Origin of the sequence: Kaistia adipata DSM 17808 (assembly GCF_000423225.1) — a bacterium.
GTDB lineage: Bacteria > Pseudomonadota > Alphaproteobacteria > Rhizobiales > Kaistiaceae > Kaistia > Kaistia adipata.
On record NZ_AUHO01000007.1, the window covers coordinates 196,041 to 210,749 of the forward strand.

The following is a 14,709-nucleotide window of genomic DNA, read 5'->3' on the forward strand; positions in this document are numbered from 1 at the left end:
GAAGGCTGATGCGAAATGCCGATCAAGATCCCTGACGACCTGCCTGCGCGCCGCAAGCTCGAAGCGGAAGGCGTCGTGGTCATGCGCGCGGCGGATGCCGTGCGGCAGGACATCCGTCCGCTGAAGATCGGCCTTCTCAACCTGATGCCGAACAAGATCACGACCGAGACGCAGATCGCGCGCCTGCTCGGCGCGACGCCGCTGCAGATCGAGCTGTCGCTGGTCCAGATCACCGACCATGCGCCGCGCAACACGCCGGCCGAGCACATGCTCTCCTTCTATCGTCCGTGGGAGGAGGTGAAGAACGAGCGCTTCGACGGCTTCATCATCACCGGCGCGCCGGTTGAGCGCATGCCGTTCGAGCAGGTCACCTACTGGGGCGAGCTGCAGCGCATCTTCGACTGGACCCAGACGCACGTCCATCGCGGCCTCAATATCTGCTGGGCGGCGCAGGCGGCGGTGCATCATTTCCACGGCATGCAGAAATACGACCTGCCGGCCAAGGCGTTCGGCATCTATCGCCACCAGGTGCCGGCGGCGAGCGCGCCGTCGCCCTATCTGCGCGGCTTCGCCGACGAGTTCGCCGTGCCGGTGTCGCGCTGGTCCGAGGTGCGCAAGGAAGAGATTCCGGCCGACAGCGGCATCATCGTGCTGGCCGAGAGCCCCGAGACGGGGCTGTGCTTGCTCGATGACACGCGCCATCGCGCGCTGAACATCTTCAACCATCTCGAATATGACAGCCAGTCGCTGGGCGACGAGTATTTCCGCGACGTCAATGCCGGCCTCGGCGTGCCGCTGCCGGTCGATTATTTCCGCAACGACGATCCGGAGCAGCCGCCGGTCAACAGCTGGCGCGGCAGCGCGCATCTGCTGTTCGGCAACTGGATCAACGAGATCTACCAGACGGTGCCGTTCGACATCGACCAGATCGGCCGCACGACCGAGGACGTCGCCGCCTGAAGCACGGTCCTTGGGCCGCCCCGGGCAAACCCTCTCCCGCACGCGCGGGGGAGGGTTTTTTTATGCGCCGCTGCCGCGCGGCGAATTCGAGCGCAGGAAGCGGATCGCACGATGCCGGCGGGCCTGACACCGTGCCCTGGAGCCGGCCCCGAGCGGCCGGACACCATGGGAAGCAGGAACAGGACGTCATGGAGCTCGAAAACAAGTCGATCATCATCACCGGCGCGAGCAGCGGCATCGGCAGGGCGGCGGCGCTGCTGTTCGCGGCCGAGGGCGGCAACGTGGTTCTCGGCGCGCGCCGGTCGGCGGAGCTCGAAGCCCTTGCGGCGACGATCAACCGCGGCATCGGCAGGGCCGTATACCTGGCCGGCGACGTGCGGGACGAGGGCTATGCCGGCGCCCTGGTCGATCTCGCCACGCAGGCATTCGGCGGTCTGGATGCCGCGTTCAACAATGCCGGCATCGTCGGCGAGATGGGGCCGGTCGCCGACATGGAACTCGGCACCTGGAACGATGTCCTCTCCGTCAACCTGACGGCCGCCTTCCTCGCCGCGAGGGCGCAGATCCCTGCGATGCGGGAGCGGGGCGGCGGCTCGATCGTCTTCACCTCATCCTTCGTGGGCTTCAGCAATGGCGGCCTGCCGGGAATGGGGGCTTATGCCGCGTCCAAGGCCGGACTGATCGGCCTGTCGCAGTCGCTGGCGTCCGATCATGCTGCGGAAGGCATTCGCGTCAACGCGCTCCTGCCCGGCGGAACGGTCACGCCCGTCGGCGGCGAACTGAAGCCGGACGTCATGGAGTTCATCGCGAAACTGCATCCGATGAAGCGGATGGCGGAAGCCAGGGAAATCGCCCAGGCGGCGTTGTTCCTGCTGTCCGATCGGTCGAGTTTCATGACGGGAAGCCCGATGATCGCGGATGGCGGGATATCCGTCCGGCTGGTCTGACCGGTATCCAGGAGAACCGGCATTCACGATCCCGAAAGCAAAAGGCCCGCCGGGACGACCGGCGGGCCTTTCGAATTCGGAAGAACGGTCATTCAGCCGCCGGCCGGCGGGAACAGCTCGAAGCCGGTGGCGCCGCCGACCGCGACGCGGGTATTGGCGGGGGCGGTGCGGCCCATCGGCAGCCACAGGCGCTGCCAGACGTCGATCAGCGCGTCGCGCAGCGCCAGGATCAGCGTCTCGTCGTGGCAGGGCGTCGGCGTGATGCGCAGCCGCTCGGTGCCGCGCGGCACGGTCGGGTAGTTGATCGGCTGGATGTAGATGCCGTGCTCCTCGAGCAGCATGTCCGAGGCCTTCTTGCAGAGGTCCGGATTGCCGACGAAGAGCGGCACGATATGCGTCTCGGACGGCATCACCGGCAGGCCGGCGGCGATCAGCACTTCCTTCGTGCGCTGCGCGTGATGCTGCTGCAGGTCGCGCTCGATCTGCGAGGTCTTGAGGTGGCGGATCGACGCGGTGGTCGCGGCGGCGATCGACGGCGGCAGCGCCGTCGTGAAGATGAAGCCCGGCGCATAGGAGCGCACGGCGTCGATCACGGCGCGGCTGCCGGTGATGTAGCCGCCGAAGGTGCCGAACGCCTTGGCGAGGGTGCCCTCGATGATGTCGATGCGGTGCATCAGGCCCTCGCGCTCGGCGATGCCGGCGCCGCGCGGGCCATACATGCCGACCGCATGCACTTCGTCGATATAGGTCATCGCGCCGTATTTCTCGGCGAGATCGCAGATGCCGGCGATGGGGGCGACGTCGCCGTCCATCGAATAGACGCTCTCGAAGGCGATCAGCTTGGCGCGGCCGGGGGCGGCTTCCTTCAGCAGCTGCTCGAGATGCTCGAGGTCGTTGTGGCGGAAGATGCGCTTCTGCGCGCCGGAGCGGCGGATGCCCTCGATCATCGAGGCGTGGTTCAGCTCGTCCGACAGGATCAGGCAGTCGGGCAGAAGCTTGCCGAGCGTCGACAGCGACGCGTCGTTGGAGACAAAGCCCGACGAGAAGACGAGGCCGGCTTCCTTGCCGTGCAGGTCGGCGAGTTCGGCCTCGAGCTCGACCAGCGGATGATTGTTGCCGGAGATGTTGCGGGTGCCGCCGGCGCCGGTGCCGAGGCCCTGCGCCGTCTCAACCATGGCGCGGACGACGTCCGGATGCTGGCCCATGCCGAGGTAATCGTTCGAGCACCAGACGGTGATTTCGCGGGCGCCGCGCTCGGAACGCCAGATCGCGTGCGGGAAGCGCCCGACGATGCGTTCGAGGTCGGCGAAAACGCGATAACGCTTCTCCGAATGGAGAGCGGCGATCGCGTCCACGAAAAACGATTGATAGTCCATCAGCAGCGCCCGCTTCTTGGATGGGTTCCAAACTAGCCGAGGAAACCTAGTGAGTCCAACGGTGTTTGGCTTTGCGGCAAATCAATGTTGCGTCAGTAATCACGACAACCACGCGATCGCCATTGCGCAATTTAGCGCATCTCCAGCCTATGCTGTCGCAGGGGCCGCCGGACCGGCGCGCGGCGGCAGCGCGAAACCGCCGGAACGTCCCGTTCCGGCGGATCCAGCGGCGTCTGTGGCGTCGCGGCCGTCAGGCCTTGTCGAGCGCCTGCGTCAGGTCCTCGATCAGGTCGTCGACGTCCTCGAGGCCGATCGAGAGGCGCAGCATGCCCGGCGTGATGCCGAAGCCGAGCCGGGCTTCCTCGCTCAGGCGCTGGTGAGTCGTCGTCGAGGGATGGGTGATCAGGCTCTTCGCGTCGCCGAGATTGTTGGAGATCGTCACGACCTCGGTGGCGCTGGCGACGCGGAACGCCGCTTCCTTGCCGCCCTCGACCTCGAAGGCGATCAGCGTCGAGCCGGCGCCCATCTGCTTCTTGACGACATCGGCCTGCGGGTGGTCGGCGCGGCCGGGATAGATCAGCTTCGCGACCTTCGGGTGCTTGGCCATCGCATCGGCGACCTTCGCCGCGCTCTCGGTCTGGCGGCGGACGCGAATGTCCAGCGTCTCCAACCCCTTCAGCAGCACCCAGGCGTTGAAGGCCGACAGCGTCGGGCCGGTCTGGCGCAGGAAGTTGTGCAGGTGGTCGTTCACATAGGCCTCGTCGGCGGCGAGGATGATGCCGCCGAGCACCCGGCCCTGGCCGTCGATGTGCTTGGTGCCGGAATAGACGACGACGTCGGCGCCGAGCTTGATCGGCTGCTGCCAGATCGGCGTCGCGAAGACGTTGTCGACGATCAGCAGCGCGCCGGCCTCATGCGCGATCTTGGCGACCTCGGCGATGTCGATCACCTCGAGCGTCGGATTGGTCGGGCTCTCCAGGAAGAAGGCCTTGGTGTTGGGGCGAACGGCATCGCGCCACTGGTTCAGGTCGGTGCCGTCGACCAGCGTCGACTGCACGCCGTAACGCGGCAGCAGGTCCTCGACGACATAGAGACAGGACGAGAACAGAGCCTTGGCGGCGACGACGTGATCGCCCGCCTTCAGCATGCACATCAGCGCGGCGGTGACGGCGGCCATGCCGCTGGCGGTCGAGCGCGCGGCGGCGGCGCCTTCCAGCAGGCGCATGCGCTCCTCGAACATGAAGGTCGTCGGGTTGGAGAAGCGCGAATAGATGAAGCCGGGATCCTCGCCCTTGAAGCGGGCTTCCGCCGCCTCGGCGGTGTCATAGGCGAAGCCCTGGGTCAGGAACATCGCCTCGGAAATCTCGCCGAACTGCGAGCGGAGGGTTCCGCCATGCACGAGCTCGGTGGCGGGGCGGCGGGGGGGCTTGGCCTTGTCTTCGGACATTCGTTCAGATCCCGATACGAAAAACCCGACGCGAGGTCGGGCCAAAAATCGGATGTCGGATCGCCGGCAACCGACCTTTTAGCGACGTTGTTTAACGTGGCGGCAAGCCGGTCGGCTCAAATTGACCACGGTGTATGTTTTTTTGATATGCCTCCGGCGGCTTGGCGTCAACGAAGAGTTCGGAGAACGCGCGGCTTGCCGCATCAGTCCGGCTCGCCTATGCAGTGGCATGAGTTACGGAGCGGGCATGTCAAGCGAAGCAGCAATCGGAATTCTCTCGGCCGAACAGATCCGGGCGAGCCTCGCTGCCGGCGCGATCCGGATCGAGCGGCCGCTCGACGTCGACCAGGTCCAGCCGGCGAGCCTTGACCTCCGCCTCGGCAGCGTCGCCTACCGCGTGCGCGCCAGCTTCCTGCCCGGCCCGAACGTGCTGGTGAAGGACCGCCTCGCCGAGCTCACGCTGCACGAGATCGACCTGACGCACGGCTCGGTGCTCGAGACCGGCTGCGTCTACATCGTGCCGCTGCAGGAGAGCCTGGCGCTGCCGGCCGACGTGCAGGCCTCGGCCAATCCGAAATCCTCGACCGGCCGGCTCGACATCTTCACCCGCGTCATCACCGACCGGGCGCAGTCCTTCGACACCATTCCGGCCGGCTATGAGGGTCCGCTCTATCTGGAAGTTTCCCCGCGTACCTTCCCGATCGTCGCGCGCGCCGGCTCGCGCCTGTCGCAGATCCGCTTCCGCCGCGGCGACACGCGCCTGAACGACGCGGCGCTCGCCGCGCTTCATGCGCGCGAGCCGCTGGTCGACGGCGCGTTCCACGCCTCGTCCGGCCTGCTGCTCTCGATCGACCTCGAGGGCTCCGACGGCATCATCGGCTATCGCGCCAAGCGGCACACCGGCGTCATCGACGTCGACAAGCGCGCCGCCTGCGACGTGCTCGACTACTGGGAGCCGATCCCGGTGCGCGGCAAGGCGGAGCTGATCCTCGACCCGGACCAGTTCTACATCCTCGTCTCGCGCGAGGCGGTGCATGTGCCGCCGGACTACGCCGCCGAGATGGTCGCCTTCGATCCGCTGGTCGGCGAGTTCCGCGTCCACTATGCCGGCTTCTTCGATCCGGGTTTCGGCCACCAGGCCGCCGGCGGCGCCGGCAGCCGCGCGGTGCTGGAGGTGCGCAGCCACGAGGTGCCGTTCATCCTCGAGCATGGCCAGACGGTCGGCCGGCTCGTCTACGAGAAGATGGCCGAGCGGCCATCGGTTCTCTATGGCAGCGGCCTCGGCTCCAACTACCAGGCGCAGGGCCTGAAGCTTTCGAAGCATTTTCGGTAGGGACCTGCCGCGGTAGCCCGCTCGCGATCGACAACACGGCTCCCAACATGCTGAGGAGGCCCGAAGGGCCGTCTCGAAGCACGCAGGGCCGCCGGGCAGGCGATCTCCCGCCCTTGGGCGGTGCGTCCTTCGAGACGGCTTTCTGCGAAAGCCTCCTCAGGATGTTGAAGGACGGTGTGCTGCAGATCCGGGTGAGGTGAAGGAAGGGCCAGCATTGCCGGCGCCTACTCCGAAACAGTCATCGTCACTGAACCAAGCCCCGTGATCTCGATCTCGACGGCGTCGCCGGGCTTCAGCCAGCGCGTCTCGACCAGGCTGCCGGTCAGCACGATCTCGCCGGCCCTGAGGCGGGAACCCCGCCCGGCCAGGCTGTTGGCGAGCCAGGCGAGGGCGTTGAACGGATGGCCGAGCACGTCGGCGCCGCGGCCGCGCGCGACCTCGGCGCCATTGATCCGCGTCACGCCAGTGAGCGTCGCGAGATCCGGGACGTCGTCGAGCGAATGCGGCGCGCCCAGTACCGAGCCGGCGGCGAAGAAATCGTCGGCGATCAGCGTCGGCGTGTCGGTCTTGCGCCAGTCGGCATAGCGGTCGTCGACCAGCTCGATCGCCGCCATGACGCTCTCGACCGCTCCGGCCATGTCCTCGGCGCGGAAGGGCGCGGCGCCCGGCTCCAGGTCGCGGCCGAGGCGGACGGCGATCTCGCATTCGATGCCGAGCTGAATGAAACCGGCGGCCGAAACGGTCGCGCCGGAGCGGTGCGTCGTGCCCTCGAACAGGCCGGCGCCGCAGGGGTTCGGAATGCCGAGATAGGTCTGCATCACCGGCGTGGTGCAGCCGATCTTCCAGCCAATGCGGCGCCCGTAGCGGTCTTCTGCCAGCCGCTCGTGCACACGGGCCTGCACGGCATAGGCCGTCGCTTCATCGGCGGGGCGGAGCGCATCGGGAAGGAGCGCCAACGGGGTGCGGGCGAGGCGCGCGTCGGCGATCAGGGCGGCGGCGTCTTCGATCTTCGTGGGCATTTCCGGATCCGGCGGGCAGGAAGGGGCGAGGGCAAGGCAAGGGCAGGCGCGGGCGGATCGCGCGCGAGTTGCACGCTTGCGACCAGCCCGGCTAGGATCGCGCGCGGCTCGTGTCCCGTTCCGTGCCGGCCCAGCGTGCCGCGCCGTTCCGTCCGGGACAAGCCCATACAACCAATTCGGCTGATGAACAGCGAATGAAGCAGGAACGGGGACGATGGAAGCGCGGGTAGACGGCAGGATTCTTCTGGTGACGGGCGGCACACAGGGCATCGGGCGCGCGGTGGCGCTGGAGGCGGCCCGCTCGGGCGCCGAGGGCGTCATGCTGGTCGGGCGCAATCCGGAGCGTGGCGCCGCCGTCTCGGCCGAACTGGAGGCGCTCGGCGTCGAGGCCGGCTTCGTCTCGGTCGACCTCGCCGATTCCGACGCGGCCGACATCGTCATCGACGCGACGCTCGATCGCTTCGACCGCGTCGACGGCCTGGTCAACGCCGCCGCCAATACCGATCGCGGCTCGATCGCCGACGCCGACATCGACTTCTTCGACCATGTCTTCGCGATCAATGTGCGCACGCCGATGTTCTTGATGCAGGGCGTGATCCGCCACCTGCGCGAGCGCGGCGCGCCGGGCTCGATCGTCAACGTCCTCTCGGTCAACGCCTATGGCGGCACGCCCGAGCTCGGCGTCTACGCCTCGTCCAAGGCGGCGCTGTCTATCCTGACCAAGAATGCAGCTCATTCGCACCGCTTCGACCGCATCAGCGTCAACGGCATCAATCTCGGCTGGGCCGACACGCCGGGCGAGCGCGAGATGCAGGCCGTGAAGCTCGGCAAGGGCGAGAGCTGGCTCGCGGCCGCCGAAGCCTCGATGCCGTGGGGCCGGCTGATCAAGCCGGACGACGTCGCCCGCCTCGCCATCTTCCTGATGAGCGACGTCGCGATCCCGATGACGGGCTCGATCGTCGACCAGATCCAGGACTATGTCGTCGGCGTGCGCGACTGAGGGGCGGGTGGCTTCCCGCATGAGGCTTCCGCTTCGCCGGATCCGGGGCGCCGCCGTCGTTGCGACGGCGCTGCTCGCCTCCGGCGCGCAGGCGGGAGAGGCGGGCGCCGGGTCGGCGCCTGCTTCGGCGGATTTCCGCGATGCCGAAACCGGGCTCGCCTTCACGGTGCCGCCATCGCTCGTCCTCGGCAAGCGGCGCGGCCATCGCGGGCATGATTTCGTCGTCCAGGTCGACAGCACGATGTTGCCGCGCGCCGGCACGTCGAAGAGCCTGTGCGGCGTCGGGCTGAAGAGACAGCCGGACGAGGTGCAGGCCCTGGACCAGGCGACGCTGTCGTCGTCGGACATGGTCGAGGAGACGCTCGAGTCGATGCGCCTGACCCTCGGCATGCTGGGCCGCGTCGACGCCATCGGCGCGGTCGATTTCGGTGGCGGTCTGCGCGGCGTGGCGGCGGTGACGACGCCGAGCTTCGGACCGGACCACGACGGCATCCGGCAGTACATCGCGATCGCCGAGACGCCGGCCTATCGAATCAGCCTTTCCTGTGCGACCACCGCTGCGGCGCTCGACGAGGCCCGGCCTCTGTTCGAGGCGCTTCTCGGATCGCTGCGGATCGAGGCCGTGCCGGAGGGGCGCTGATCGCGGGGGCTCCGGCCCGCACAGTCTGACAGGCAGGGGACATGACGCTCGACATCCATTCGCCCGATGAAGACATCCTTCGCGCGCTCTTCGACGCCGCGCTCGCCGCCGCGCTGCCGGACGGCCGTTTCGACGGGCTGCTGCCCGAGCCGCCGAAGGGACGCACGATCGTGCTCGGCGCCGGCAAGGGCGCAGCCCGCATGGTGCGCGCGTTCGAGGATGCCTGGGAGGCCGCCGGCAACCCGCCGCCGGAGGGCCTCGCCGTCACGCGCTATGGCCATGGCACGCCGACCCGCTTCGTCGAGGTGGTCGAGGCGTCGCATCCGGTGCCCGACGCCGCCGGCATGGATGCCGCCCAGCGCATCCTCGACATCGCTGGATCGGCAGGGCCGGACGATCTCGTCGTCTTCCTGATGTCGGGCGGCGCCTCGTCGCTGCTGGCGCTGCCGGCGCCGGGCCTGACGCTCGAGGACAAGCAGGCGCTGAACCGCGCGCTCCTGAAGAGCGGCGCGCCGATCGGCGCCATGAACCGCGTCCGCAAGGCGCTCTCCGCCATCAAGGGCGGCCGCCTCGCCGCGGCCGCTGCCCCGGCCCGCATGGTGACCTTCCTGATCTCGGACGTGCCGGGCGACGATCCCGGCGCGATCGGCTCGGGCCCCACCATTCCCGAGGCATCGGATCCCGAGGGCGCGCTGGCGATCCTCGCCGAATACGGCATCGCCGTGGAGCCGCGCATCGAGCAGGCGATCCGCGCCAACGCGGTCGAGGCCGGCGCGGGCGGCGCGGTCGAGATGCTGGCGACGCCGAAGATGGCGCTCGATGCGGCGGCAGAAAAGGCGCGCGCCATCGGGCTGACGCCGCTGGTGCTGGGCGACGCGCTGGAGGGCGAGGCGCGCGACGTGGCGCGCGTGCTGGCGGCGATCGGCACCTATGCGGCGGCGCATGACGAGCCGGCGACGAAGCCCTGCGTGATCCTGTCGGGCGGCGAGACCACGGTCACCGTCCGTGGCAAGGGCCGGGGCGGCCGTAACGCCGAATTCCTGCTGGCGCTCGCCGTGGCGCTCGGCGGCGAGAAGGGCATCGCCGCGATCGCCTGCGACACGGACGGCATCGACGGCTCGGAGGACAATGCCGGCGCCTGGATCGACGCCGGCATCCTCGCGGCGGCGAAGGCACAGGGGCTCGACCCGGTCGCGCGCCTCGCCGACAATGACGGCTACAGCTTCTTCCAGGCGCTGGACCGGCTCGTCGTCACCGGCCCGACGTTGACCAACGTCAACGATTTCCGCGCGATCCTGGTGCGGTGAAGCCGGAACGACTGTTGCCGACTTGCCGCAGCGGCCGCCTCGATTCGGAGCGCGGCCGCCCGTTGCCTTGACGGATGCCGCATCCGTACCGATCTGGGTCGTGATCGCGCCTTGTTTTGGCGCTATGGTGGCCTTGCTGGTGGGCTCCATGCGTATGCGTGCGGGTTCGAGAGGTACGGGATGAAGCGATTTCTTCTTGCAGGCGTGGCGTGGCTGGCGGTGTCCGGCGCGGCGACGGCTGCCGATATCGCCGTCAACGAACCGATCCCCGCGCCGGCGGAGCCTTCGGGCTTCGACTGGAACGGCTTCTACGCCGGCGTGCATGGCGGCTTCGGTTGGGGTAGCGGCACCAAGGACGCGGATTTCCTCGACAGCGTGACCGGCGGCCTGTTCGGCGCGCAGGTCGGCTACAACTACCAGGTCAGCGATCCCTGGCTCGTCGGCTTCGAGACGGACATCGCCTATAGCGGCCTCAGCGACAATGTCGGGGACGCCGCGATCGACCTGAACTGGCTCGGTTCGACGACGGCCCGCATCGGCTTCACCTATGACAAGTGGCTGTTCTACGGCAAGGGCGGCGTCGCCTATGGCGATGTCGAGGCCAAGCAGGCGGGCTTCGGCTCCGACAGCAAGTGGGCCGTCGGCTGGACCGCCGGCGCCGGCGTCGAATATGGCTTCACGCCCAACCTGACCGGCCGCCTTGAATATGACTATGTCGATCTCGGCAGCAAGACGATGCTCGAGGGCACGCCCGCCCAGACCGACGTCGGCGTCACCTCCAACGCGGTCAAGGCGGGCCTGAACTACAAGTTCTAGGGTTCAAGCCTCCGCCGATGGAAAAGAAAAGGCCCGGTCATGCCGGGCCTTTTGCGTTTCTCGTGCCCGCGTTCAGTCCGCGATATAGGGCTGCAGGAAGGCGAGGTCGGCCGGGCCGAGGCGGTCCTTGGCCGTCGCCGCCTGGTGCCAGTAGGGGTAGTTCAGCGGCTGCTGGCTGACCTTGTCGAGGCGGGCGCGCTCTTCCTCGGAGAGCTTGAGCTCGGCGGCGGCGAGATTGTCCTGGAACTGCGCGTCAGTGCGGCCGCCGATGATGGCGGAGGTCACGCCCGGCCGGCCGAGCAGCCAGGCAAGCGCCACCTGCGCTCCGGACACCCCGCGCGCGCCGGCGATCGCGACGAGCTCGTCGACGATGTCCCAGAGGCGGTTCCAGTCATGGATCGGCGGTTCGGTCCAGCCCTTGGCGAGGCGGCTGTCCTGTGGCGTCTCCTTGTCGCGGCGATGCTTGCCGGAGAGCAGGCCGCCGGCGATCGGGCTCCAGATCAGGATGCCGAGCCCCTGATCGAGCGAGATCGGCACCAGCTCCTGCTCGGCCTCGCGCGCCTGCAGCGTGTAGTGGATCTGCTGCGACACGAAGGGAACGCGATGATCGCGGCGGGCGATCTCCATCGCCTTCATGAGGTGCCAGCCGGAGAAGTTGGAGCAGCCGATATAGCGGACCTTGCCCTGCCGGACGAGCGTGTCGAGCGCTTCCAGCGTCTCTTCCAGCGGCGTCTGGCCGTCCCACTGGTGCACCTGGTAGAGGTCGATGACATCGGTCTTCAGGCGCTTGAGGCTGGCCTCGCATTCGCGGATCAGGTGGTAGCGCGACAGGCCGCGATCGTTCGGGCCGTCGCCCATCGGGAAGCGCGCCTTGGTGGCGATCAGCACGCCGCCCTTGCGCTTGCCGCCGAGCGCGTCGCCGATGATCTCCTCGCAGGTGCCGCCCGAATAGGCGTTGGCGGTGTCGAGCAGGTTGACGCCGGCGTCGATCACCATGTCGATCTGGCGCTGCGCGTCCTTGACCTCGGTGATGTCGCCGACCTTCGAGAAGCCGCCCTTCATGCCGAAGGTCATCGTGCCCATGGTGAGCACCGATACCTTCAGGCCGGAATTGCCGAGTTGCCGATATTCCATTGTCCGCTCCCGTGATCGCCGCGGTGTTGCCCGCTGAACTTTGACAGCACCGTCCTGCATTCGGACAGCGCTGTCAAAGCGGCAATCGACGGAGGGGAGGGGAAATCAGACCTCGATGATGGCCTTGATCAGGCCGCGCTTGTCATGGCTCCAGACCGGCATGTCGGTGGTGAGCTGATCGAGCGTCGTGCGGTGGGTGGCGAGCGCGTCGAGCGGCACCTTGCCGGCCTTGATCGAGGCGACGACATGGTCGAAATCGACCTTGGTGGCGTTGCGGCTGCCGATCAGCATCATCTCGCGCTTGTGGAACTCGGGGTCCGAGAACGAGATGTTGTCCTTGACGATCGACACCAGCACATAGGCGCCCCCATGCGCGACCAGCGCGAAGCCGGCCTCGATCGCCTTGGCGTTGCCGGTGGCGTCGAACACGACGTCGAAGCCCTCGCCGCCGGTCTCTGCCATCAGCGTCTTCTGCGCATCCGGCCCGGTTAGCGCCGACTTCTCGAAGCCGAGCGTGTCGCGCGCGAAGGCGAGGCGCTCCTCGCTGGCGTCGAGCAGCGTCACCTCGAGGCCGGCGATGCGGGCGAAGATCGCGACGCCGAGGCCGATCGGGCCGATGCCGACGACGAGCGCGCGGCCGCCTTCCGGCTGCGCGCGGCGCACCGCATGGGCGCCGATCGCCAGGAACTCGACCATGGCGGCGTCGCGCAGCGACAGGCCTTCGGCCGGATAGAGGTTGCCGGCCGGCATGACGATCTTCTCGGCCATGCCGCCATCGGTGTGGACGCCGAGCACGCGTACCGCCGTGCAGCAGTTCGGCTTGTTCTTGCGGCAGGCAACGCAATGGCCGCAGGCGATGTAGGGGTTGATGACGACCGGTGTGCCGACCGTGAGCGCGACGCCTTCGCCGACCGCGGACACGACGCCGGACAGCTCATGGCCCATGATGCGCGGATATTCCAGGAACGGGTGCTTGCCCTCGAAGATGTGATAGTCGGTGCCGCAGATGCCGACATGCTTGATGTCGACGGTGGCGAAGCCGGCGGCGGGTGCGTCCGGCTCGGGGCGCTCGACGAATTCCAGCTTGCCCGGCTCCACGCAGATCACAGTTTTCATGAGGTCCTCATCGACATCGTCCCAGCGCGCCGGTCCTAGCGCAGGCGCGGCGGATCTGCCAGCGGTGAAATGGCGATGGAGCGAAATGCCGGTTCGGGCGTTGGGGTTGTAAACGCGGGGGAAATCCTCTCCGGCGCGTACGCACGCGTGACGCGAACCTTGTTGTTCCGCACGCGTTGTTGAATACTTGACCAGTCGCTTCAACAAAAAGGAGATGGCGATGCCGCCCCGGAAGACTGCAATCGATCTCAAGTCCAACACCAAGACCGCTGCGATCGAGCTGCTCAACGCGGTTCTGGCCGACAGCATCGATCTGGCCTTGGTCACCAAGCAGGCACACTGGAACCTGAAGGGCCTGCAGTTCATCGCCGTTCACGAGATGCTGGACACCTTCCGCACCGATATCGACGGCCATGCCGACACGGTGGCGGAGCGGGCCGTGCAGCTGGGCGGCTTCGCACTCGGCACGACGCAGGCGGTGGCCTCCGGCACCAAGCTGGCGCCGTACCCGACCGAGATCTCGAAGATCAAGGATCATCTGGCGGAACTGATCGAGCGCTACGCCTATGTCGCCAACGAGGTGCGCAAGGGCATCGACAAGGCCGACGACATCGGCGATGCCGACACGGCCGACATCCTGACGGCCTATTCGCGCACCCTCGACAAGGCGCTGTGGTTCCTCGAGTCGCATCTCGAGTAGGGGGGCGTCGCCCGGCAGGTCGAGGCTCGCCATCGGCGGGCCTCACGCCGCGGACGGCTGAAGACGACAAGGCCCGCCGGAGCGGGCCTTGTGACAATTGCTCGGGAGCGCCGTCCTAGCCGTAGGGCGAGGTGCACTGGCGGCGCGGGCCGTTGTTCGGCTGGAACGTGTTGTCGGACGCCCGGTACGAACGATAGCGGTTCTCGCACCACTGGTAATGGGCCGCGCTGTAGCCGCCATAGCCGTTGTAGTTGTAGGACGGCTGCGTGACCATGGAACCGACAGCGGCGCCGACGCCGAACGCGGCCAGCGGATACCACCAGCCATCATAATAGCGATAGCCCGGCCGGGCATACTGGTAGCCGTGATAGCCGTTCCAGTATCCGGGACGGTAGCCCGGAGGACGGTAGCCGGGCCGGTGACCGCCATTCCAGTTGGGCGGGCGATGGCCGCCGTTCCAGTTCGGCGGACGATGGCCGGGCCGGTTGCCGGCATGGCCGGGGGGACGATTGCCGCGCCGGATCTCCTTGTGCGAACCGCCGTGGCGGACGTCGATGACGTTCGAATTCGCGCTGGCGGCGAGGTCGGGGACGATGAGCGGCAGGGCCATCGTCGGGGCAGGCGCCGCTGCCAGGAAGGTGACGGCGAGCACGCTACCGCATAGCTTGGTGAGAATACGGGTCAAGGCGATCCCTTCCCTTTGAAAATGTCCAGCCATTTAGGGTTGCTGGTCCTGGGATCAAGTCACGGGAACCGTTTTCGTTCCAAGGCCCGGTTTGGCAATCTGAGATTGGTGGTTGCCCCGGAGATCAGGCCGCCGGTCCCGGTGTCGACGTCAGGTGGGGCCCGGCGCGGTGGCCGCCCGGCGTCGTCCCTGCCATGGCCGGGTCGAGCCAGCCCGCAGGGCCGGGACG

14 protein-coding genes and 1 riboswitch are annotated in these 14,709 nt (G+C 67.9%); of the genes, 8 read left to right on the forward strand and 6 right to left on the reverse strand.

The annotated features are described in order from the left end of the window. The first annotated feature begins 15 nt into the window (after window positions 1-15). Both G539_RS0105770 and G539_RS0105775 read left to right on the forward strand, forming a co-directional pair. Window positions 16-960 (forward strand): homoserine O-succinyltransferase, encoded by a 945-nt coding sequence (locus tag G539_RS0105770; protein WP_029074362.1) that lies wholly within the window; start codon window positions 16-18, stop codon window positions 958-960. A gap of 188 nt (window positions 961-1,148) precedes the next feature. Next, window positions 1,149-1,907 (forward strand): SDR family oxidoreductase, encoded by a 759-nt coding sequence (locus tag G539_RS0105775; RefSeq protein WP_029074363.1) that lies wholly within the window; start codon window positions 1,149-1,151, stop codon window positions 1,905-1,907. 92 nt (window positions 1,908-1,999) lie between these two features. Here the strand turns inward: G539_RS0105775 and hemA are convergent, their stop codons facing one another. Both hemA and G539_RS0105785 read right to left on the reverse strand, forming a co-directional pair. After that, window positions 2,000-3,283, reverse strand: coding sequence for a 5-aminolevulinate synthase (gene hemA / locus G539_RS0105780; protein ID WP_029074364.1), 1,284 nt, complete (start codon window positions 3,281-3,283; stop codon window positions 2,000-2,002). Window positions 3,284-3,533: 250 nt separating this feature from the next. Beyond that, a complete protein-coding gene (locus tag G539_RS0105785) occupies window positions 3,534-4,730 on the reverse strand; it encodes an O-succinylhomoserine sulfhydrylase (protein WP_029074365.1) in 1,197 nt (398 codons plus the stop codon). A 58-nt stretch (window positions 4,731-4,788) separates the two neighbouring features. Continuing rightward, a riboswitch (SAM riboswitch) is annotated at window positions 4,789-4,869 on the reverse strand. Window positions 4,870-4,977: 108 nt separating this feature from the next. Here G539_RS0105785 and G539_RS0105790 point away from each other — a divergent pair. Then, a complete protein-coding gene (locus G539_RS0105790; protein WP_029074366.1) occupies window positions 4,978-6,063 on the forward strand; it encodes a 2'-deoxycytidine 5'-triphosphate deaminase in 1,086 nt (361 codons plus the stop codon). 224 nt (window positions 6,064-6,287) lie between these two features. Here the strand turns inward: G539_RS0105790 and G539_RS0105800 are convergent, their stop codons facing one another. Then, window positions 6,288-7,082 (reverse strand): 2-keto-4-pentenoate hydratase, encoded by a 795-nt coding sequence (locus tag G539_RS0105800; protein ID WP_029074367.1) that lies wholly within the window; start codon window positions 7,080-7,082, stop codon window positions 6,288-6,290. Window positions 7,083-7,296: 214 nt separating this feature from the next. Between G539_RS0105800 and G539_RS0105805 the strand changes: the two genes are divergently transcribed. From G539_RS0105805 to G539_RS0105820, 4 genes are all read left to right on the forward strand, one after another. After that, entirely contained in the window at window positions 7,297-8,082 is a 786-nt protein-coding gene (locus G539_RS0105805) for an SDR family oxidoreductase (protein ID WP_029074368.1), read from the forward strand. A gap of 19 nt (window positions 8,083-8,101) precedes the next feature. Continuing rightward, window positions 8,102-8,722, forward strand: a complete 621-nt coding sequence (locus G539_RS0105810) for a hypothetical protein (RefSeq protein ID WP_029074369.1) — start codon at window positions 8,102-8,104, stop codon at window positions 8,720-8,722. A gap of 41 nt (window positions 8,723-8,763) precedes the next feature. After that, entirely contained in the window at window positions 8,764-10,029 is a 1,266-nt protein-coding gene (locus tag G539_RS0105815) for a glycerate kinase type-2 family protein (protein WP_029074370.1), read from the forward strand. A gap of 180 nt (window positions 10,030-10,209) precedes the next feature. After that, window positions 10,210-10,845 carry an outer membrane protein gene (locus G539_RS0105820; RefSeq protein WP_029074371.1) on the forward strand — a complete coding sequence of 212 codons (636 nt, stop codon included), beginning with the start codon at window positions 10,210-10,212 and terminating at the stop codon, window positions 10,843-10,845. A gap of 72 nt (window positions 10,846-10,917) precedes the next feature. Here the strand turns inward: G539_RS0105820 and G539_RS0105825 are convergent, their stop codons facing one another. Both G539_RS0105825 and G539_RS0105830 read right to left on the reverse strand, forming a co-directional pair. Further along, window positions 10,918-11,979, reverse strand: coding sequence for an aldo/keto reductase (locus G539_RS0105825; protein ID WP_029074372.1), 1,062 nt, complete (start codon window positions 11,977-11,979; stop codon window positions 10,918-10,920). A 105-nt stretch (window positions 11,980-12,084) separates the two neighbouring features. Further along, entirely contained in the window at window positions 12,085-13,095 is a 1,011-nt protein-coding gene (locus tag G539_RS0105830; protein ID WP_029074373.1) for a zinc-binding alcohol dehydrogenase family protein, read from the reverse strand. 220 nt (window positions 13,096-13,315) lie between these two features. Between G539_RS0105830 and dps the strand changes: the two genes are divergently transcribed. After that, window positions 13,316-13,795: a DNA starvation/stationary phase protection protein Dps gene (gene dps / locus G539_RS0105835; RefSeq protein ID WP_029074374.1), complete on the forward strand. Its 480-nt coding sequence runs from the start codon at window positions 13,316-13,318 to the stop codon at window positions 13,793-13,795. Window positions 13,796-13,910: 115 nt separating this feature from the next. Here dps and G539_RS0105840 read toward each other — a convergent pair whose 3' ends face one another. Then, the gene (locus tag G539_RS0105840) at window positions 13,911-14,480 is read right to left on the reverse strand and encodes a BA14K family protein (protein ID WP_029074375.1); all 570 of its coding nucleotides are present in this window, start codon (window positions 14,478-14,480) and stop codon (window positions 13,911-13,913) included. Window positions 14,481-14,709: the final 229 nt, after the last annotated feature.

Excerpts from the sequence above, each read along its gene's own strand:
- G539_RS0105770 (WP_029074362.1), top strand. The coding sequence starts at position 16 with ATGCCGATCAAGATCCCTGACGACCTGCCTGCGCGCCGCAAGCTCGAA.
- G539_RS0105775 (WP_029074363.1), top strand. The coding sequence starts at position 1,149 with ATGGAGCTCGAAAACAAGTCGATCATCATCACCGGCGCGAGCAGCGGC.
- hemA (WP_029074364.1), bottom strand. The coding sequence starts at position 3,283 with ATGGACTATCAATCGTTTTTCGTGGACGCGATCGCCGCTCTCCATTCG.
- G539_RS0105785 (WP_029074365.1), bottom strand. The coding sequence starts at position 4,730 with ATGTCCGAAGACAAGGCCAAGCCCCCCCGCCGCCCCGCCACCGAGCTC.
- G539_RS0105790 (WP_029074366.1), top strand. The coding sequence starts at position 4,978 with ATGTCAAGCGAAGCAGCAATCGGAATTCTCTCGGCCGAACAGATCCGG.
- G539_RS0105800 (WP_029074367.1), bottom strand. The coding sequence starts at position 7,082 with ATGCCCACGAAGATCGAAGACGCCGCCGCCCTGATCGCCGACGCGCGC.
- G539_RS0105805 (WP_029074368.1), top strand. The coding sequence starts at position 7,297 with ATGGAAGCGCGGGTAGACGGCAGGATTCTTCTGGTGACGGGCGGCACA.
- G539_RS0105810 (WP_029074369.1), top strand. The coding sequence starts at position 8,102 with ATGAGGCTTCCGCTTCGCCGGATCCGGGGCGCCGCCGTCGTTGCGACG.
- G539_RS0105815 (WP_029074370.1), top strand. The coding sequence starts at position 8,764 with ATGACGCTCGACATCCATTCGCCCGATGAAGACATCCTTCGCGCGCTC.
- G539_RS0105820 (WP_029074371.1), top strand. The coding sequence starts at position 10,210 with ATGAAGCGATTTCTTCTTGCAGGCGTGGCGTGGCTGGCGGTGTCCGGC.
- G539_RS0105825 (WP_029074372.1), bottom strand. The coding sequence starts at position 11,979 with ATGGAATATCGGCAACTCGGCAATTCCGGCCTGAAGGTATCGGTGCTC.
- G539_RS0105830 (WP_029074373.1), bottom strand. The coding sequence starts at position 13,095 with ATGAAAACTGTGATCTGCGTGGAGCCGGGCAAGCTGGAATTCGTCGAG.
- dps (WP_029074374.1), top strand. The coding sequence starts at position 13,316 with ATGCCGCCCCGGAAGACTGCAATCGATCTCAAGTCCAACACCAAGACC.